Below are 20617 nucleotides of genomic sequence, written 5' to 3' on the forward strand. Positions count from 1 at the left end.
CTCTGGTTTCGAGCTGTTCCCTTGAGGCTTCATCCAGATCATAGCATTCTTACGCCAAATATGCAAGACCTTCATCGCCTCTTAACGATAATAAACTTTTTTTTGCGGCATTACGCGCCTTGTATGCGCCAAAAGACACAAAGAATGCACACGGGTTTTTCTTGTAACTGTAAAGCGTTTATGTGCGAGGATGGGCGTGATCGGCGAGCACGCGTTCGGCCACAGCACGGCCAGAGAGCAGCACCAGGGGAATGCCGCCACCTGGATGGGTACCACCACCAACAAAATAGAGGTGACGGAGGCCACGTGCGCGCAGGGGAGGGCGGAGGAAGGCCGAGAAACGGTTATTCGAGGCAAGGCCATAGATAGCGCCGCCAGCGGCATTGTAGATCGTTGCGATCGTTGCCGGTGTCCAGATCTGCTCGTACACAATCTCGTCCTGCAAGTTTGTCAGCCCCATCCGTTCCAGCTTGCGCACCACCAGATCGCGGTATGGCTCAGCCTCGCGTTGCCAACAGACACGGTCGTTGACGACAGGGGCATTGACGAGGACAAAGAGATTCATGTGGCCGGGAGGGGCGTGGCCGGGATCGGTGAGGCAGGTGGCCGCCACGTAGACCGTCGGGTCAACAGGGGGGACACCTTTCTCAAAGATGGCTGCAAACTCGCCAGGATAATCAGTGCTAAAGAAAATGTTATGATGCGCCAACTGTTCGTAGATTCGTTTGACACCAAGAAAAAGCACGAAACCACTACATGATGGTTCGAGGCGGGCCAGTTGACGGGCTATGCGGGTTTGCCCAGGCAAGAGCGCCTGATACGCATAGCGTGGATCGGCATTGACAATGACCTGCTGTGCCCAGAGCACCGCGCCATCGGTGAGGCGGACACCCATTGCTGCACCGTCGTGCTCGAGAATCTCGGCGACTGGACTATGGCAGCGTATCTCGACGCCCAGTTCTTCGGCGAGGCGTTGCAGGGCAACCGCGAGGGCATACATGCCACCGCGCACATACCAACCGCCCTCGGCCATTTCGATATAAGCAATGACATTGAAGGTTGCCGGTGAGAGATAGGGCGAAGAGCCATTGTACGTAGCATAGCGATTGAAGACCTGGCGCAGATACGGGCTACGGAAGAACGAACGCACTGCGGCATCGACACTTCGCAGCGCATCAATGCGCGGGCCATCCTGCAGCAGGCGAGGGGTGATCAGTTCACGCAGACCATCGAAGGGTTTGAGTAAAAAATTATCGGCCACCGCATCATAGATTTGTGACGTATGGGCCAGAAAGCGAAAGAAACCGGTCACATCAGCGGGGGCGAGGTGCTGGATCTCCTGGATCAACTGAGGCAAGCGTTGCCAGGCATTGAACGACGTACCATCGGGCCACTGATAGCGGCAGGTTGGTTCGATCTGTTCAAGGTGCAGATACGCATCAGCCTGGCGCCCAGCGGCAGCGAAAAGCTCTTTGATGACCCAGGGCATCGTGAGCAATGAAGGCCCTGTATCAAAAGTATAGCCCTCGTCAGTCACGAGATTGAGCTTGCCACCGACGCGAGCATTCTTCTCGAGGATCAGCACGCGGTGGCCTTGTGCAGCGAGGCGAATCGCTGCAGCGAGGCCACCGAGTCCTGCGCCAACAATAATGATTGGTTTTGTTGTTGCCAGGGATGTACGCACCATCAAGCTTAGCGTCGTTTCTGGCCCGGGATCTGGGCTCCAAAAATACTGGGGGGCAACTTAAAGCCGTGGGCTTCGAGACGCGGAGTAAAGCGTGGGCGCACCCCGGTCGGACGCATTTCGGTCTCAATTTTGCCTTCGGGCGACTTGCCGAGCATTTCGAGCTTAAAGATATCCTGGAGGACCACCGTATCGCCTTCCATGCCCTGAACTTCGGTAATGTAGGAAATCTTGCGTTGCCCATCATCGAGGCGTGTCTGCTGGACAATAATATCAATGGCCGAGGCGATCTGCTCACGGATGACCCTGAGGGGCAGATCCATACCGGCCATCATCGACATCGTCTCCATACGGGCGAGGGCATCGCGGGGTGCATTGGCGTGGAGCGTCGTCAGCGAGCCATCGTGGCCAGTATTCATTGCCTGGAGCATATCGAGCGTTTCGCCGCCACGGCACTCACCGATGACGACGCGTTCGGGGCGCATACGCAGCGAGTTAATAACCAGGTCGCGGATCTGCACACGACCACTGCCGTCCACTTCAGCGGGCTTGGCCTCGAGGCGCACGACGTGATCCTGGGCTAGTTGCAACTCGGCGCTATCTTCGATGGTCACAATGCGCTCGTCCTCGGGAATGAAATTTGAGAGCACATTGAGCAGGGTCGTTTTACCAGAGCCAGTACCACCAGAGACCACAATATTGAGGCGTGACACCACACAGGCACGCAGAAACTCGGCCATCTCGACCGTGAGCGACCCATAGCGGATCAGGTCATCAATTTTGAGTTTATTCTTGGCAAACTTACGGATCGTGACGGTTGATCCATCAATTGAGCAGGGAGGAATAATCGCATTGACACGCGAGCCATCAGGCAGACGGGCATCCACCATCGGCCACTTGCGATCCACGCGGCGTCCAAGGGGGCGAATAATACGGTCAATCACTTTCAAAACATGCTCTTCGCTCGCAAAGTTCACGCTCGTAAGCTTAACCTTGCCCTTCTGTTCAACGTAGACCCGATGGGGCCCATTGACCATAACCTCACTGATGCTATCATCATTAAGCAACTGTTGGATTGGCCCAAAGCCCATCAGTTCATCACAAACCATCGTAAAGAGATGCTTGACTTGATCGGGCGGGAGACTCACGCCTGACTGCTGATAGACACGGGCGAACCGTTCTTGCAGCAATTTTTCGGTTTCAGGTGAATTGTTCAACTCGCTCTGATTACCGAGAGAAGCCTGAATGCGGTCGACACACCAGAGCGAGAGTTCGAGCATGCGTTGCTGATCATCAGGTTGAACCGCATCCTGCACCACCGGAGTGGAAATAGCGGTGCCACGAGGCGACTCAACCGGTGCAGCGGGCGGTGGCATGGGGGTTTGCACTGGTGGTGGTGGAGCCACAGTACTCAACGGAGTTGAGCGAGCTGTGACGGGTTCACTTGTTTGTGGAGCGCCACTATTGCCACCGAGCCGTTTCAGCAGAGACATACACCACCTCCGTTTGCTAGGGCCATGCGAGCCAGGGTCAAGAACAAATCAGTTTGCGGAAAGGAAGAGACGCGCAGCGTCAACGTCTTGGCCATAAAATCTACTTAGAGCATAGCATAGCACCATTACCCAAGCTGCACAAAATAGGCTTCGCAGGCGCGATCGATCAATTCACGGCTCATATTGGGAGGAATAGCGCGATACTTGGCTTCATCAAGGATCTGGTCGCAGAGATCGCGGGGATGGCAGGCGCGGAGATCACGTCCGACCTTCATATAATGTTCTTGCAACAGATGACGCAACCCCTCATCGCTATACGGAATCTTCTTGGACTTGCAAACGAGTTGAAAGATCGCACGAAACTCAGTTGGCGAGGGATTAGGAACCTCAATTTTATGCCGGATGCGACGGAGGAAAGCATCATCAACGAGGGCTTTCGGATCGAGGTTTGTCGAGAAAATAATCAAGACATCGAACGGCACCTGGAGTTTCTTCCCGGTCTGGAGGGCGAGGTAATCGACCTTCTTCTCGAGGGGCACGATCCAGCGATTGAGGAGATCCTGGGGGCGACACTTCTGGCGGCCGAAGTCATCGATGAGAAAGAGGCCCCCATTGGCTTTGAGTTGGAACGGAGCCTCATAGACCTTGGAGATCGGGTCATAGATCAATTCAAGTTGTTCAAGGATTAATTCGCCACCGACGACCACGCGGGGGCGGCGGCAGACGAGCCAGCGTGCATCGGGGAAACTGGCATTGCTACCGACGGCCTTGTTGCCAAAGGGTGTCGCAACAACTTCGACATGACCGACTTCATGCTGTTGCACAACCTGATGATTAAGTGGGTCAAAGAGTTTAATAATTTGCCCATCAATTTCGATCGCATACGGAATCAAAACGTAGCCGGCAAGCATGTTCGAAATACCTTCAGCGATCGTCGTTTTACCATTTCCGGGGGGGCCGTAGAGAAAGAGTGAACGCGCCGAATTTGCGGCGGGCCCGATGCGATCGAGCATCTTCTCATTGACCACCAGGTGGCTAAAGGCCTGGCGGATCGTCTGCTGATCAATGATCATATCACCGATCTGCTGACGCTGGCACATCTCGAGGTACTCATCAAGCGGAACGGGGGCCGCACCGGCATACTGGCTCCGTTCAATCGCCTCGTGGGCACGATTACGGCCTTTGGGGGTGATAATATACTGGAAGGAACGTTCGCTAAAGCCGCCTTCAGCCCCGATGATATCGGTAAACTCTTCGAGCTTGAGAAACTCAAGCACCTTATCGAGCACACCAAGAAACGGCAACTTGGTCATCTCCTCAAGGCGTTGTCCAGTAATCGAACCGGTAAAATAGATCACCTTGAGGACGTGATCGGTCAGGAACGCCATCGTGAGACCAGTTTCGGCAATGGACGAAGGTTGGCGCGGCATTGCAGGGAGCGCTGCCGCACCAGACTCACGCGATGTCTGGATAGGAGACTGGGAGCTAGGAATTTCGTGCAGCCTAATTGGCATGAGGCCTCCTTACATGACATCGAAGTGAGCCGGCCTTTAGCCGGCGTGATCATTCTTCAATGCCATCGTCATCGTCACCCATATCTTGTTCAATCTCTTCGAGGCCGATTTCCTCTTCTTCATCGGTAGTGAGATATTCTTCATCAACAACGTCAATCTCGTCGGTATGTTCTTCATCATCCAGGAGATCTTCATACTCCTCATAACGAAGACTAGAGACATAGGCAGCTGCCTCACCGAGTTTACCAGGAAACGAGATACGGTTGCGTTGGGCGGGATCCTGATACGTCTCACGAATCAACAAACGAACGCTTCGCGGGTCACTTTGGGCAATCGCGGCGAGATAGCGATTACCGCCATTGATCAACTCGGCGAGGCGTTGGCCAAGCTTTGGTTCAAGGCGACCAACCACCGTACCATCGGCATCGATCACATAGACATTGCGTCCTTCGACGCGAAAAGTCATCTTTTCACCAGTTACGAGCGCATCGACAGCAGGTGAACGAGGCACATCAACGAGGGTTGTGATGGCGGTTCGCCCTGTTTCGGTAATAAACATACGCATATCAACTTGCTGGCGTGGTTTCAGATGGACCTGGCCACTCTCGAAGCCGCGGGCAAGAAGGGCATCAAGGCGAGCGACATTTTTGCGAGCAATGCTATTCGTCGGCGTAATACGCAAGGCCTGTTGATAGGCATCGTGGGCATCACTGTAGCGACCGAGCTCCATCAGGGCCTTGCCAAGGCGATTGAAGGTATCAACATCTTCGCCGAGGCCAAGGATTTGTTGATTTGTTTCCAGGGCCTCTTCCCAGCGATTCATAGCTGCGAGTTCGACGGCCTTCTCTTGCAATTTGCGACGAATGCGCTGTTTTTCATCCTGTCTGGCCAAAGCGGGCTCCTCCACTCTCTATTGATGTTTGCACAAAAGACGGCACATTCAGCCAACCCGTCGCCCCTGCAGGCTCCAGGGGCCAGTATGGGTAATCTGCACCTGTACCACTTGACCAGTAAGGTCATCGGCATGGGTAAAAAAGACTAATTTATTCTGCGGGTTACGCCCACGCCACTTGCCCCGATTTTCACCCTCAACAAGCACGTCCACCGTCTGGTGAAGATACTGCGTATTGAGTTCGGTAGCAACCCGTTCGTGGAGTTGTTCGAGGGCGCGGCGGCGGGCCTCTTTTTCTGTTTCGGTGACGGCGAGCGTAGGATCTTGCTCTTGTTCAGCGGCGAGGGTTCCTGGGCGTGCCGAGAACGCAGCGATATGGATCTTATCAAAGCGGATCGTCGCGCAGAGGGCGAGCGTTTGCGCAAAATCCTCTGCCGTTTCACCGGGATGGCCAACAATAATGTCGGTTGTCAGGGCGATCTGAGGGATAGTGGCGCGAATTTTAGCAACCAAGGCCTGATAGCGTGCAGTTGTATAGCCGCGCCGCATACGCTTGAGCAGCGCATCAGAGCCTGCCTGCACAGGCAGATTAAGATCGGGCATACAGCGTGGCAAGCGAGCCATTGTTTCGATCAAGCGATCGGTCATCCAGGCGGGATGGGACGTGAGGAAGCGCAAGCGTTGGAGCCCGGGAAGCTCGTGGACGGCCTCGAGCAGATCGGCGAGTTCAGGACGGCCAGGGAGATCGTGGCCCCAAGAGTCTACGATCTGACCAAGCAGCGTAATTTCGCGGGCACCACGGTCAACAATGCGACGGCACTCTTCAACCAATTCAGCGAGGGGGCGTGAGCGTTCACGCCCCCGGCGCAGGGGAATGACGCAATACGAACACGTCATATTGCAGCCATACTGAATAGGCACATGCACCGAGACAGGTGGATGCGCCGTGTTGGCAACAGGGAGAACGGGCTCATCGAGTGTATAGATAGGATTCGGTGCGAGAGCCACGACCTCATCAACAGCTGAGGGCGAAATGAAATGGTCAACCATGGGCAACTGCTGCTCAAAGATCGAGCGATTTTCGGGGCCGACCATACATCCCCACAGCACGACACGGGTCTCGGGATGGGCTCGTTTGACCCGCATGAGTTCACCGAGTTTCCCAAAGATCCGCTCTTCGGCACTGGCGCGCACACTACACGAATTGAGCACAATAAACGAGGCTTCATCGGGATAGCGTGCCGGGCTATAGCCAACCCCCTGGAGGGCGGCTTCAAGGCGCTCAGAGTCAGACACATTCATCTGACACCCAACTGTCCAGACATAATAACGCCGCTCGCGAGGGGTTGGGTCGCGATCAGGCTGCTGGCGCAGGGAGAGTTTATCGATAAAGAGAAGATCTTGCATTGGTTACCAGACAATAATAGGCAAACCGGCATTCACGCTGGCTGAGGCTGCTGCCTGGAACAATTCAAGGCAGCGATACGCCTCGGATTGGGGTGAGACACCGGCTTTGATCAGCAGAGGACTCAGTTCGGCGAGTTCCTGTTGCAAACGATGAGATGATGCGAAATAGGCGCTATCTTCGTTTCCATCTTCATCTTCAAAAGCGAGCCAGACGGGTTGCGCAAACTCAACGGGCAAGAAATAGCTATTGATTCCTTGGAGATTGACGAGATGGGCAAACCGGGTCTGGGTTAACTCGTCCCAGATATCAGTCACCATCCGGTCGAGATCATCGTCATAGATCACCGGGCCATCTTCGATGACGTCAGCGATGTCTTCATCGTGTTCAAGATGGACAGCCATCCGTGAAAGCTGATAGAGCGCCCCCATGTGATGTAACCCGCCCTCCCAGACCTGAACCCCAGGCATGGCGAGCAGATCAACATCGATCCCCTGTTCACGGAGTTGATCCTGAACAACAGAGACGGTTTCATATTCTTCGTTATATGCTTCGCGATCCTCATCGGGTCGCACCGTAATCATTGAACCAACGGCAAGGTCAAGTTCAGCAGGCTGGTCATTCGGAACCATAGTTTCTCCTCGATGTGTGCATGATATGCAGCGTATAGTATACCATAGACATCTCTAAGAATGGAGCTTTACGGATTTGAGGTTGCCGCTGCCACACCTTTCTGCTACACTGTAGACTCTAAGAGCCATCGGCGAAATAGGTTTTGTGCAACGCCGCACCCCTGTTGTATAGCAATCCTAAACGACTTGTGTTTCAGAAGGATCGGCTTATGGATTTTAAGAATTACATCAGGTAGTGCCGACTTCAGTCGGCGGAGCCGGAAGCCGACTGAAGTCAGCACTACGGTATGCCCGATGTAATGCTTGATCTTCATTAGTAAAGTCGGCACTCCTGGATAGAACCCAAGCAGGACTGCTCTATGCGCGAATAAACGGGCGTCACATCTGTGAAGGGAAGCAGAGTGAAGCGATTAGCCGGTCAATGGCAGAGCCACCTGAGCGACCATGTCGTTTTCTTTAGCTATCGCTGGTTAGCGTGGATTTTTGCTGCCCTGGCACTCACCCTGCCGGGGCGTCCAACCGAGACCTTGCCACGTGATGCAGGCCTTTTATTGCTGATTGGCGTGCTCAATGTTGTTGCGACCGCTCTTGCGCAAGGATATGTCCAGTTGGCGCGTCAGCGTCCCACCTTGCTTGTGCTTGATCTCATTGTTGGTATCGCGATCCTCTGGTTAAGTGGGAGCACCATGTTGCCGTTCCTCCCCTTTGCCTTGGGGGCGCTGGTCTTGCCCGCACTGTTATATGGCTCACGAGGAAGCATTGTTGGCGGTTCGGTCTTCATTATCCTGGATCTCTTTGGGCTTGCTGTCATCAACCGTGGAAGTGAGGTGACGCTTGCCGAAGGAACCATTGTGCTACGGGTCGTGCTACCACTGCTCTTCAGTTTCTTCTGGTGGTGGGTCGCTGCAGTTGTGATGAAGGACCAGGCGCAGCAGACGAGTGAGGCGGAAGGTGCTCATGGCCCGTTCGCGAGTCCGTTGCTTGGCAGCGCTGATCCTGAGACGGCGCAACGGACGGGCGTACGAACCCGGGTGTTGGAGCGTCCACCGAGCGAGGATGCAGTGCGACGGCCTGTTCATCCGGGGGTGACTTCATCGCTTGTCGCGACGCGTTCAACCGAGCAGCGAGCCGATCCTGCGCGGAAGGTTTTTTATGAACTGATGGCTATCCAGGGCCGTGATCGTGATTTGATGGCGATGCTTGATCAATTAGGCGCGGCCATTGCCGATCAGGCTGGGATCGAGGTGCGGGTCAGCGTCATTGGTGAGCCGCGGCCTCTGCATCGGGCGATAGAGATGCTCTTGTTGCGGATTGCGCATGAGGCGTTGCTCAATGTGCAGCATCACGCGCAGGCACACATAGCGTTGGTGGTAGTGCGGTTTGCACCCAATCATGTCATCCTGATGATCCAGGACGACGGGGTTGGCCTGCTTGACGGTACGTATGAGCGACCGGGCGTGCATGCGTTACGGGTTGTGCGCTACCGTCTCGCCGAATTCGAGGGTGAACTTCACGTCGTTGAGCGTGAGAGCGGTGGCTTGACGGTTGAAGCCAGGATGCCCACGACTCACATATAAGCATGTCGCCACTGGCTCACTGCTTGAGCCCTTGAGACAGCTTGCAGACAAGGTGTCATGAACATGCGTTCCGGGCTTGCGGTCATCAGTATGATCGGGGCCATTGGGTTGATTACCTATGGTATTTTCCAGCCAGTTGAAGGCGAAGTGCGCTGGCTGCTCTGTCTCTGGGCATCTGCCCCTCTGTTCGGCTTAGCCGCATATCTAGCGACACGAACGGGTGAGACGAGGAGTCTATCACGTAATCTGACGAATCTGGGACTTGTCTTTCTGGTTGGTTTTGGCTTGATCAGCCTGCAACTCTTGCGGCAACAATTTGTGCGTGCATCGGCAATTGCGATGCATGTCGTGCAGGATGAAGAAGGTCAGGCGATAAGCAATATCCGCCCTGTCCTTGCCTCACAGAAAGTGTTGCGTGGCGAGATCCGTGATATGCGAGGGAGCGTGCTCGTGCAGAGCGAGCCAGTAGGCAATGCTGCGCGGCGTGTCTATCCGCTGGCTGATCGGTATGATCCGCGTGCCTTCAGCAATATTGTGGGCTTTTTTAGCACGCGGTATGGGCAGAGCGGTCTGGAAGCGACCTACAATGCCTATCTGAGTGGTGAGCGTGGCAACGAATGGCAGCGTCTGCGTGATAGCCTGCTGAGTGAAACTCCGCGTGGCAATCATCTGACCCTGACGTTGAATGCGGATCTACAAGCCGAAGCTGCGGCGGCCTTGGGAGGGCGGACTGGTTCAGTGGTTGTGCTTGATCCGTCTACTGGTGCAATCCGTGCCCTGGTGAGCAATCCTGGTTTTGATCCACGCGGCTTGAGCTTCAACCCTGGGGTGGCTGATCGCGAAGCAGAGAATGAGCGCATCACGCAGTATTGGCAAGAAATGCAGGTAGAAAGCGCAGGCCAGCCGCTCTTGAATCGTGCGACGCAAGGGCTGTATCCTCCCGGTTCAGTGTTTAAGACCGTCACGGCAGTTGGGGTTCTCGAGCACAGTGGGGTAGGTCAGCCAGAGACGATCACCTGTCCCGAGACGTATCTACCCGACCCGAATGCCCCAGCGATTGTCAATGCGGTAGGTGGTTTGGCGACGCGGACTGGTGATCCATCGGATCTCGAGCGGGTCTATGCTTTTTCGTGCAATACCGCCTTTGCGCAGTATGCCACACGGTTGGGGGCCGAGCGGATGGTTGAAACGGCAGGTCGCTTTGATATTGGCACCCCGCAGCGTATGACGACGACGTACCGTGGCCTGAGCGATCTTCTCGCTAATCAGAGCCTGCTCTATCGTGACGCAGGGTTTCTGAATCAGCCACGTGCCTTGGCTGACACGGGCTATGGACAGGGCCAGTTATTGGTGACGCCTTTGCAGATGGCCATGGTTGCGGCTGCCATTGCCAATGACGGGATCATGATGCAGCCATACCTGGTACAGACAGTGAAACGGCCTGATGGGGGGCTTATTCTCACCCACAGCCCGCAGCGGATCCGGCGCACGATGAGTTCGGCCACGGCGCAGACAATGTTGAACAATATGAGTGCCGTGGCCCGCTATGGGTTTGGGCAGAGTATCAGTAGCTTTGTCCCTGGGATCGCGGTGGGGGGCAAATCGGGGACGGCGGAGCACGTGGAGGGTGCTGTGCCGCATGCATGGTTTATTGCCGTAGCTCCACTCGATGCGCCACGGTATGCCGTTGCCGTGATGGTGGAGCGTGGGGGCGAGGGGAGTAGCGTGGGGGCGGAATTGGCGGGGCGTGTCCTGGCCGCTGCCTTTGCCACTGAATAGGCTGCTACTATTGTGGTTGGCGGAGGTCTGTGGTTGGGCATCAGCGTGTGGCAGCGCAATCTGGACGTGCGCTAGGCTCAACGGGATGGTAGGATCAATGGGTTGCATACGTGAAGCTAAAGATCTGCCCATAGGATGGATTGCCTCATGAAAAAGGGCAGGCTGGGTGGACTGTTATGGTTGGTGCTCGGACTCGTCATCATCCTGAGTGGATGTTCTGGTGCTGTGCCACCAATGGCGGCATCTAGGCAAGGATGGGCTGCGACGGCAACGGTGATCACGACGCGTGAACCTGCCGCACCTACGATCGTATTGCCCACACCAACGGATGTGCCTGTGCCTTCACGTCCACCTGAGCAATCGGTCGCAGTCGTTGGAACTGCTGTTGCTGAGCTCGCGCCAACGGCGCTATCCCAGGTCACACGGCTCGAGATTTTTACGGAAGTGTGGCGCCTTATACATGAATACTATCTCTATGATGATTTTGGTGGTGTTGAATGGCTCATGATCCGAGATGAATTTGAGCCCGTAATTCTTGCGGCGCCGACTGATGCAGCATTTTATGAGGCGATCACCCGCATGGTTGCGCGTCTTGGCGATAATCACTCACGTTTTGTGCCTCCACAGGCGGCACGGCGCGAAGACGCGATCACCAGTGGGCGTGAAGAGCAGGTTGGGATCGGAGTTATCGTTTTGCCGTTGGGTGATGGGTTGATGATTCAGCACATCTTTCCTGACAGCCCTGCCCTGCAGTCTGGGTTGCGTCCACGCGACCGAATTGTTGCGATTGACGGTGCTTTTTTTTCGCATGGTGATCTCGAAGGGCCTGACGGAAGCCAGGTACGTCTGGCGGTGGTGCGGCCTGGAGAAGAGAGTCGCGATATTCTTATTACCCGGCGACGGGTAGAGGGGGCCATCACGCCGACGGCACGGCTCTTGCCTGGTGGCATTGCCTATGTGGGTATCACCACGCTCTGGGTGAGCAATATGGATCAGCAGGTGACCGCGTTGCTCACCGAGATAGTTGCTGCGCAGGAGTTGCGTGGGGTTATTCTTGATCTACGGAGCAATCCCGGTGGATGGCGCACGGTTCTGGCGGGGATCCTGAGCCATTTTGTCAGTGGCGAAGTCGGCTACTTTACGAATCGCCAGGGCGACGTTCCCCTCGTGATTGAACCAGGGAGTCTTGACGCCCTGCGCGGGATGCCGCTGATCGTCCTTGTTGATCGCAGTACAGCCTCGTATGCTGAACTGATGGCCGCCATCCTGCAGAGTCATGCTGGTGCGGTTATCGTTGGCGTACCGACGTCAGGCAACACCGAAACCATCTATTCGTACGAACTGAGTGACGGCTCACGCCTTTGGATTGCGCAGGAGGGGTTTGAATTGCTCGATGGCACTGATCTAGAGGGTGTTGGCGTACAGCCGGATGTGATCGTCAACGAGGATTGGACGCGTTTTCGAGAGGAAGATGATCCAGGTATTCTGACCGCGTTACGGTTGTTAAACCCATAGGGGGCAGACACCGAGCGGCGTGGAGCGGGAACGTGGGTAGCGGTGGTGATGGCACGCCCCCACGTTCAGGATGGAGCGTCTACTTGAGCATCCGCATCAATTCGCGAGGGTCAATCCCCCCGGGCCCACCGGGGCCACCACGACCACCGCGACCGCCGCGGCGACCGCCTTTGCCGCTCCCGCCACCAGTGAGTTGCTTCATCATACGTTGCATCTGCTGAAACTGTTTGATAAGAGCAGAGACATCCTGTTCAGAGGTACCGCTGCCACGCGCAATGCGGGCGCGGCGGCTCTGCTTGATAATCTCGGGATTGCGTCGTTCGAGGGGAGTCATCGAGAAGATCATCGCCTCGACGCGCTTGAGCTGGCTCTCATCGAGCAACTCCTCATTGCGAGCGATCTGGCTCATACCTGGGATCATTGCCAGGATCTGTTGAAGTGGACCGAGCTTACGCATCTGTTGCATCGCATTGAGGAAATCCTCGAAGTCGAACTTACCTTTGCGGAGCTTCTTCTCCATCGCTTTGGCCTGGTCGGCATCGTACATCTGCTCAGCCTTTTCGATAAGGGAGAGCATATCGCCCATGCCGAGGATGCGTGAAGCGAGGCGATCGGGGAAGAAGGGTTCGAGGGTATTGGTATCAATTTTCTCGCCGGTCGAGAGGAACTTGATCGGCACCCCGGTCACAGCACGCACCGAGAGGGCGGCGCCACCACGAGCGTCACCGTCCATCTTGGACATCACGAGGCCGGTAATCTGGACGCGCTGATTGAACGTATCAGCCACACGCACCGCTTCCTGCCCGGTCATAGCATCAACGACGAGCAGGCGCTCGATTGGATCGACCCGGGCAATAATCTGGTCAAGCTCGACCATCAGGGTCTCATCAATCTGGAGGCGTCCAGCGGTATCAACAATCAGTACATTGACCTGATCCCGTTTCGCCTGCTCGAGGGCATTGGCGGCGATATCAGGTGGTTGGCTGCCAGCGGGCTCACTATAGACTGGCACATTCAATTGCTTGCCGAGGGTCTGGAGCTGGGTAATGGCGGCAGGGCGATAGATGTCACAGGCGGCCATCATCACACGGCGGCCCTTTTTACGTAAATGAAGAGCGAGCTTGGCGGCGAGGGTCGTTTTACCCGTACCTTGGAGACCAACAAGCATGATCACCGTCGGACCAGGGCGTGACTCCTGGAGGGGGGCCGGATCATTGCCAAGGAGGTTAATCAGTTCTTGATGAACAATTTTGACGACCTGCTGATGGGGCGTCAGGCTCTTGGTTACCTCTTCGCCAATCGCCTGCTCAGTCACCTTGGCGACAAAGTCTTTGACGACCTTAAAATTAACATCAGCCTCAAGGAGCGCGAGGCGAACTTGCTTCATAGCCTCACGGACATCATCCTCATCGAGGCGGCCTTTGCTCCCGAGTTTTTGAAAGACCGTCTGGAGACGATCAGAAAGACTTTCAAACATAGCATGCGCTCGTTTCTCTGCTGCGCGTATACGAAACTATCATTTATTGTAGCCGCTACCATGGGGTTGCGTCAATTGGCAAGATTCTGAGGCAATTGCAATTGCGTGGGCACGGACGAGGGCGATCGCAGTAGCATGCGAACAGACGAGGCCCTCGATTTCAGCGATCATGGTCAAGAGGCGGCGATAATTGCGACGTAATTGCTGCTCATCGGCATCATCGAGCATACCGAGACCGGCACGCCAGACATCAAACGACGCATCGGGATCGCCAAGTGGCCGCAGGCGATCGAGGGTTGCGTAGAGTTGGGCCGCACTATCAGTTAAGAGACGAATGGTATCAATTGCCATAAGTGTATCATGAGGCTCATTCCATATTGAAAGGTATGGTAGCCTACCGGCACGTTTGTGAGATCAGTCGCAAGTTTTATTTCTGGGGGTAAATCTCTCAGCCTGTGGGCTGACGCACGAGGCCTGTTTCTGGTATAATCCAATGGGAAGAAGAAGAATATGCAGGTATGACGCAACAAAATACAATCCGGCCTGAAGCCGATACGCCTTTCACCCCAGATCAGACAGCGGTCCCTCGCCCGAGTGCAGCGCCGGTGTTTCGCCCGCGCCAGCGTTTTTTGCGGGTTTCGCTCTTTTTTCTGAGCGTAGTGATCCATATCTATATCTGGGACATCTTTCTGGCGCGCTTTACGCTGTTGCGCTGGTATGTGCGACGTTCGGCGGCAGCGCGATGGTCGCGCCTTGCGCGTCGTTTTCGCTTTCTTGCGCTTGAGCTTGGCGGGATGCAGATCAAGCTTGGGCAGTTTCTCTCATCGCGGGCTGACATTGTGCCCGATATGGTTCGGCGCGAACTTGCCGGCCTCCAGGATGAAGTTCCTCCTGCTCCGGCTGGGCATGTGCTGGAAGTGATTATTGAGGAACTGGGCGCACCACCGAGCGAGATCTTTCAGCGTTTTGACCAGGAAGCTGTGGCGGCTGCTTCACTTGGGCAGGTTCACTTTGCCACGCTGCACAATGGCCGTGAAGTCGCCGTCAAGGTGCAGCGGCCTTATATTGAGCGCATTATTGAAGTAGATCTGAGCGCCGTTGCCTGGGTCATCCGGCTGATCAAGAATTACCCGCCGATTCGACGGCGGGCCGATCTTGATGCGCTGCTCGCCGAGTTTGCACGAGTGCTTGTCCAGGAACTGGATTATGTTCAGGAAGTGCAGAGTGCGGCTCGTTTCCGCAAGAATTTCGCGGGAGTCTATGGCGTTCATGTCCCTGAGCCAATTCCTGAGTATTCGACGCGCCGTGTCCTGGTGATGGAGCGGATCAGCGGGGTCAAGATCAATGATCTGCCTACGCTTGAGGCGCTGGGGGTGAGTCGGATTGAGTTGGCGTCGCGACTCAACAATTGTTATCTGAAGCAATTTTTTGTTGATGGCTTCTTTCATGCCGATCCGCATCCAGGCAATCTCTTTGTGCGGATCGATCCAGAGTTACCGACGGTTGCCTATACGAATGGGCAAACCGAACCGATGAAGCAGAGTGACGATTTTAGGAACGGGCTTCTGTCTGATGGGCATCTGCTTGATGATGCCGAAGCCCATACGGTTCAACGTGGGCGTCCGTTCACCCTGATCTTTATTGATTTTGGGATGGTTGGTTCCTTGCCGCCACAGACGATGGAGGTGATCCGTGGAGGGGTCGTTGGTCTGGCAACCAATGATGCTGAGCGGATTGTCGATACGTTTGAGCGCTTGAATATGCTGTTGCCCGGGGCTGATCGGCGGCTGATCGTTCATGGGGTCGAGATCATGCTGCGCCATTCGTTTGATCGCACGATGCGCGAGATGACGAATATTGATGTTGATGCCATTTTTGCCGAGACCAAAGGCATTATCTATGATCTGCCTTTCCAGATTCCGCAGAATCTGCTCTATTTTGGCCGTGCGATGAGCATGGTGGCGGGCCTTTCGACCGAGCTTTGCCCTGATATCAATCTGTTCCAGGAACTGCGCCCCTTTGCGCGGATGTTGCTTGATCAAGAGCGGCGGAATGGTAATTGGTCTGAGCAGATCCAGAAGGAATTGCGCGAGCTTGGGCAGATTTTGCTCACCTTGCCGCGTCAGATGGATGCCTACTATCGGGCTGGCAATCGGGGCGAGTTGCAGACACGCTCGGATATGAGTCGGCTGGAACGCGGTCTTCGCCGGGTGGAACGGTCAAACGATCGGCTTGCCGGCGGGATGCTGGCAACCGGGCTCTTCTTGGGGGGCGTGCAACTGCGCACGCGTGGTTTTGAGAAAGAGGCTGATCGCGCCTGGTGGGCTTCGGTTCTCGCGACGATCTGGATACTCTGGCCCCGTGGTGAACGGTGAACATCGGGTGATCTGGGGCGGCGCGATCATTTTGCTGGTGATCGCGCTGGTGATGGTGGTGTGGTGGCCCCGGTCTTCTCCAGATCCACTTACGCAGGCTGATGCGTTGTTCGCTGCCGGACGTTATTACGAGGCACTTGAGGCGTATCAGGGGCTGGCTGGAGATCATCCGGCGGCATTGTTGCGTGTTGGGATGCTCCGTGTCATTCGTGGCGAAGCAGTGCTGGCTGAGCGGACACTCAGGTCGGCGATGGTGCGGGGGCTTGCGCCAGGTGACTATCACCTGGCCTTGCTGTATCTGGGGCAAGCGCTAGTTGACGATGGGCGTGTGGCGCAGGCTGAGCGTACTTGGGCCTTGCTAGAAGATTGTCGGGTTGGCGAGGCATGTGTGTATCGCGGGCCAGGACGAGTGTTGATTGCCGAGGCCTACCTGAGGCATGGGGCATATGGCGCTGCAGCCGAGGCGTATCGTGACGCACTGACCTTGCCGATGCCATCAGGCTGGGCCGAACGAGCGCGGTATCAACTGGTGCTGTTGCAGGCGGGCGACGATCCTGGCGAGGCGCTGGCGACCCTGATGGCAACCGACGACGTTGTGACCTCTGGCGTGCTGGCGAAGCCTCTCTTGTCCAGGCTGGAGGGGGATCGGGCGCACTTGAGGGCGGTACTTCAGGTTGAGGAGGGGTTGCGAGCACAACTGCTTGGGCAGACCTATCTTGAAGCGGGCCTGTATGATCTGGCGATTACCCAGTTTGCCCTGGTTGACCCTGACAGCCCTGAAGGCTTGAGTGCAGCGGCATACCTTGCGTATGCGCACTGGCTTGCTGGTCACACGGGCGAAGGGCGTGAAGCGTTGGCAGCAATGGTGGGGTTGCATCCTGATACCCCACAGGCACGAGCTTTGCTGGCGCTGATTGCGGTGGCGGAGGGAGCGGACGAAGTCGCCTGGCTGGAACTTGATGCGCTTGCGCAGGGGCATCCGCAGACACCCGATCGTCATCTAGCGCGGGCGAGTTGGTACGCAGCGAAGGGCGAATACGCCCAGGCTAGCCTGGCATATGAGCAGGCGCTGGGAGCGGCACCGTTTGAAGAACAGGGCCGATATGCGCTGCTGGCCGCCCGCTTTCACCTGGCGACGACCTACGAACTTTGTTCTGCCGGTCTGCCACTCACCGAACTCGCGTTAGAGCGGCTTCCAGAGGAGATTGACGCCCTCGTGCTTGCGGCAGGAGTGCGGTATCAGTGCAGCGATGGGCGTGGAGCGATTGAAGCGGCACAGGCTGCTGAGGCGCGGGAAGCGCGGGCGGATGCAGCCTTTTACCTGGGGGCAGCCCTGGCGTCAACTGGCGAGTACGAAGCAGCCCGAGCGGCGCTGATACGGGCAAGCGATCTTGCTCCCGCCTCGCGCTGGCGGGAACGCGCAGAGTTGCTCCTGGCGACGCTGCCACAGCGGCATAACTTGACGCCAACAGCAGATCGGGTAAGATAGACGCGCTATGCAAGAAAATTTCTTTGTCTACCAACGGCGTGCGTTACGTCCACTTCTGGTATGGGGCATTGGGAGCAGTGTGCTCGGCGCACTGATGCTACCTTTTGCCGGTTTCTGGCGGCATTTTGGCCTTCAGGCCGTGGCCTGGGGTGTCATTGATGTGTTGCTGGCGATGATTGGACGGCGGAGTGCGCTGCTCAAGGCTGAGCGGATGGCTACGGGTGAGCTGGAAGAGCGTGATGCGCTGCGTGAAGCCGAGCAATTCCGCAAGATACTCACCGTTAATGCGGGCCTTGATGTTGGGTACATTCTCGTCGGGCTAGCGGTGGCTCTGCGTTATGCCGAGCGCCCTGATCGTCAGGGTCTCGGGTATGGTATTGCGACGCAGGGAGCCTTTTTGCTGGTCTTTGATGCACTGCTGGCACGCCAGGTAGGCCAGCGCATGGACGCCGATGATCACGAATGAACTCTATGGACTATTGCAGTGCCCGACATGCCACTCACGGGCATTGTATGTACTTGACGACGGAGTGCATTGTGCTTCGTGTGCCACGATTTATCCGTTGCGTGAAGGCTATCTTGATCTGATGCCACGGGGGACACACTACGACTATGTGTCGAAGTATGTCACCGATGAGACCGAACTGGCAGAAGAGTTGGACTATCGTGAGTTGGCCCCACCGTTGCTCGCTGCCGGGGTGCGTGACCGAGCGTTGCGGCGTTTGCTGCGGTTTCGCCCGACTGATGTTGTGCTCGACAACGGATGTGGCACAGCCAAGCACGCAGTCTGGAATGCCGACCAGGTTCACCTGATGGTTGGCAGTGACCCGGCTACGCTCTTTGCTGACCGAGCGGTGGCCGAGGTTGCCCTGGCCCAGGCCGACTCGCGGAGCCTGCCTTTCGCCGAGGGGACTTTTGATAAAGCCTTTGCGATTGATATTCTCGAACACTTCCCGCTTGAGGTGATTGACGCGTATCTGGCGGAAACGGCGCGGGTTTTGCGCCCTGGTGGGCGGATGCTCGCCTTCTCGAACACCCGCGAGATGTCGCCCATCCAGCCGATCATCAATCTCAGTCGCCGCCTTGGGCGGCTCTTTGTGCGGGCAGGGTTGTATGATTTTTCGCGAGAGGCGCGGCGGAAATCCGACCATATCAAAGCACTTGAGACCTGGGAAGATGTCGTTGCGGCCTTTGAGCGGGCCGGTCTGCGCCCGGTCAAAGTCGTCTTCTGGAATAGCCTCTTTACCACCTTTGTTGAGCATGTGGTGATGAAGCTCGGCGAGGCTGTGCTAGGGCGCACGGCGAAGAAACCATCGCAGCCACAGCCTAACGTGGCTGAAGAGGCGGGTCTTGATCCGTACCTCTCGTCCCTTGCTACGCAGACGACACCCGAAGGAACGGCTCGCGAAATTCGGGCACGCCAGCGGGTGCGTTCACACCTGCGCCCTGGTAGCCTGGTCTATCGTGCCTTACTGGTGATCACCCTGGTGATGGAACTCGATCTCTGGTTGTTTGGCTGGATGCGTTGTGGTAGTTACTTTATTGTTGTGGAGAAACCGCGATGATCGAGTATCGGCCATTCACCCCTGATGACCGTGACCGCTGTCTGGCGCTCGAGAGCTATGCCTTTCAGGTGAACCCGGAACTGGTACCGCTTGATGCCGAGGAACTGGCTCAGTTCCGGGGGCTATTTGTTGACGGGCAACTCGTGGCCCAGTTGCAACTGCACGATCTACAGGTTCAGCTTGGGGCAGGGGTACAGGCTGCGGTTGGCGGTATCGGTGCGGTCGCCAGTACCCCCGAGTTGCGGCGACGTGGCTATATCGGAGCCTTGCTGCGGCACGCGGTTGACGAACTACGCTCCTCTGGGGTGGCATTGGCGATGCTCTACCCCTTCAAGGTCTCATTTTACAGTCGCTACGGCTGGGCGACCTGCATGGAGCAGAAGATCTACAGTGGGGAGCCAGCCCTCTTTCACTCGTTTCGTCGGGCACCGGGGCGCTGGATTGCTGTTGGCGAAGACGAAGTTGACGAGCTTGATGCGATCTACCGTGAGGCGCTGCGTGGGCGTTTTGGCCCGGTTGTTCGTACACCGGCCTGGTGGCGCAACCGCATCATGCGGGACTGGCAGCAGCGCCCCTACTATGGTTACATTTGGCGCGATGAGCAGGGCAAGGGGCGTTCGTATACGATCTTTCGTTTTGAGCGTGAAGCCCGCGGTGATGTGATGCATTGCCGTGAAATGGTCGCGGTTGATCCGATTGCGCGCGCCCAACTCTTTGTCTTTCTTGCGGGGCATGAAGGCCAGGTTGCCAGGGTGGAATTTCGGGCGCCTGCGGATGCACCGGTCAATTTACTCTTTCCTGATCCATTGGAATGCCGCGTCCAGCCCTATTTTATGTTGCGCCTCCTGGATATTGCCGCCGCGTTTGAGGCGCATCGTTATCCAAAAGATTTGCAGGGCCAGGTAACGATCGCTGTGACCGACGACTGGCTTGTCGAGAACCAACAGATCTTTGCGCTGGAATTTGCGGCAGGTGCCTGTCAGGTACGCCAGATGCCACTTGGAACATTGCCTGATATCCAGTGTGACAGCCGCATTTTGGCGCAGATCTATAGTCGTTACCTGCGACCACGGACAGCGGCGACCTTTGGCACGCTCGAGGTCTATAATCGGGATGCTCTGGCTCTCTTTGATCGGGCGTTTATGGGCCTGGTGCCATTTAGCGTAGATATGTTTTGAGCGCCTGCTGACAAGGTTGCTCAGCCTGCTGATGGGTAGATA

16 protein-coding genes are annotated in these 20617 nt (G+C 56.4%); 8 read left to right on the forward strand and 8 right to left on the reverse strand.

Translation table 11 applies throughout. The features are described from left to right. Nucleotides 1-178: 178 nt before the first annotated feature. From A9Q02_RS02535 to A9Q02_RS02560, 6 genes are all read right to left on the reverse strand, one after another. On the reverse strand, nucleotides 179-1687 hold the full coding sequence (locus A9Q02_RS02535) for a phytoene desaturase family protein (protein ID WP_097650795.1): 1509 nt from the start codon (nucleotides 1685-1687) through the stop codon (nucleotides 179-181). Nucleotides 1688-1692: 5 nt separating this feature from the next. Continuing rightward, complete coding sequence (locus A9Q02_RS02540) at nucleotides 1693-3177, reverse strand: TadA family conjugal transfer-associated ATPase (RefSeq protein ID WP_167857463.1); 1485 nt, start codon at nucleotides 3175-3177, stop codon at nucleotides 1693-1695. Nucleotides 3178-3302: 125 nt separating this feature from the next. Beyond that, the gene (locus A9Q02_RS02545) at nucleotides 3303-4691 is read right to left on the reverse strand and encodes an ATP-binding protein (RefSeq protein ID WP_097650796.1); all 1389 of its coding nucleotides are present in this window, start codon (nucleotides 4689-4691) and stop codon (nucleotides 3303-3305) included. A gap of 49 nt (nucleotides 4692-4740) precedes the next feature. Then, nucleotides 4741-5583: a tetratricopeptide repeat protein gene (locus A9Q02_RS02550; protein WP_245860210.1), complete on the reverse strand. Its 843-nt coding sequence runs from the start codon at nucleotides 5581-5583 to the stop codon at nucleotides 4741-4743. Nucleotides 5584-5631: 48 nt separating this feature from the next. Continuing rightward, nucleotides 5632-6990 carry a tRNA (N6-isopentenyl adenosine(37)-C2)-methylthiotransferase MiaB gene (miaB, locus tag A9Q02_RS02555; protein WP_097650797.1) on the reverse strand — a complete coding sequence of 453 codons (1359 nt, stop codon included), beginning with the start codon at nucleotides 6988-6990 and terminating at the stop codon, nucleotides 5632-5634. 3 nt (nucleotides 6991-6993) lie between these two features. After that, on the reverse strand, nucleotides 6994-7620 hold the full coding sequence (locus tag A9Q02_RS02560; RefSeq protein ID WP_097650798.1) for a hypothetical protein: 627 nt from the start codon (nucleotides 7618-7620) through the stop codon (nucleotides 6994-6996). A 401-nt stretch (nucleotides 7621-8021) separates the two neighbouring features. Between A9Q02_RS02560 and A9Q02_RS02570 the strand changes: the two genes are divergently transcribed. From A9Q02_RS02570 to A9Q02_RS02580, 3 genes are all read left to right on the forward strand, one after another. Further along, a complete protein-coding gene (locus A9Q02_RS02570) occupies nucleotides 8022-9197 on the forward strand; it encodes a sensor histidine kinase (RefSeq protein WP_097650800.1) in 1176 nt (391 codons plus the stop codon). A 63-nt stretch (nucleotides 9198-9260) separates the two neighbouring features. Further along, nucleotides 9261-10976: a peptidoglycan D,D-transpeptidase FtsI family protein gene (locus A9Q02_RS02575; RefSeq protein WP_097650801.1), complete on the forward strand. Its 1716-nt coding sequence runs from the start codon at nucleotides 9261-9263 to the stop codon at nucleotides 10974-10976. A gap of 147 nt (nucleotides 10977-11123) precedes the next feature. Next, entirely contained in the window at nucleotides 11124-12491 is a 1368-nt protein-coding gene (locus A9Q02_RS02580) for a S41 family peptidase (RefSeq protein ID WP_097650802.1), read from the forward strand. Between the two features lie 79 nt (nucleotides 12492-12570). On the opposite strand, the gene ffh is transcribed toward A9Q02_RS02580, so the two are convergent. Then, nucleotides 12571-13968: a signal recognition particle protein gene (gene ffh / locus A9Q02_RS02585; protein WP_097650803.1), complete on the reverse strand. Its 1398-nt coding sequence runs from the start codon at nucleotides 13966-13968 to the stop codon at nucleotides 12571-12573. A gap of 39 nt (nucleotides 13969-14007) precedes the next feature. Further along, nucleotides 14008-14319: a hypothetical protein gene (locus A9Q02_RS02590; RefSeq protein ID WP_216361430.1), complete on the reverse strand. Its 312-nt coding sequence runs from the start codon at nucleotides 14317-14319 to the stop codon at nucleotides 14008-14010. Nucleotides 14320-14486: 167 nt separating this feature from the next. Between A9Q02_RS02590 and A9Q02_RS02595 the strand changes: the two genes are divergently transcribed. The 5 genes from A9Q02_RS02595 to A9Q02_RS02615 are packed head-to-tail and all read left to right on the forward strand — an operon-like array spanning nucleotide 14487 to nucleotide 20575. Further along, the gene (locus A9Q02_RS02595; protein WP_097650804.1) at nucleotides 14487-16343 is read left to right on the forward strand and encodes an ABC1 kinase family protein; all 1857 of its coding nucleotides are present in this window, start codon (nucleotides 14487-14489) and stop codon (nucleotides 16341-16343) included. After that, on the forward strand, nucleotides 16333-17832 hold the full coding sequence (locus A9Q02_RS02600; protein ID WP_141508666.1) for a tetratricopeptide repeat protein: 1500 nt from the start codon (nucleotides 16333-16335) through the stop codon (nucleotides 17830-17832). The genes A9Q02_RS02595 and A9Q02_RS02600 overlap by 11 nt, the downstream gene beginning before the upstream one ends. A 7-nt stretch (nucleotides 17833-17839) precedes the next feature. After that, nucleotides 17840-18298: a DUF6992 family protein gene (locus tag A9Q02_RS02605; RefSeq protein ID WP_097650806.1), complete on the forward strand. Its 459-nt coding sequence runs from the start codon at nucleotides 17840-17842 to the stop codon at nucleotides 18296-18298. Beyond that, nucleotides 18285-19397 carry a class I SAM-dependent methyltransferase gene (locus A9Q02_RS02610; RefSeq protein WP_097650807.1) on the forward strand — a complete coding sequence of 371 codons (1113 nt, stop codon included), beginning with the start codon at nucleotides 18285-18287 and terminating at the stop codon, nucleotides 19395-19397. The genes A9Q02_RS02605 and A9Q02_RS02610 overlap by 14 nt, the downstream gene beginning before the upstream one ends. Beyond that, nucleotides 19394-20575 (forward strand): GNAT family N-acetyltransferase, encoded by a 1182-nt coding sequence (locus tag A9Q02_RS02615; protein WP_097650808.1) that lies wholly within the window; start codon nucleotides 19394-19396, stop codon nucleotides 20573-20575. The genes A9Q02_RS02610 and A9Q02_RS02615 overlap by 4 nt, the downstream gene beginning before the upstream one ends. Nucleotides 20576-20617 lie beyond the last annotated feature (42 nt).

It is taken from the genome of Candidatus Chloroploca asiatica, from assembly GCF_002532075.1.
GTDB classification, from domain to species: domain Bacteria; phylum Chloroflexota; class Chloroflexia; order Chloroflexales; family Chloroflexaceae; genus Chloroploca; species Chloroploca asiatica.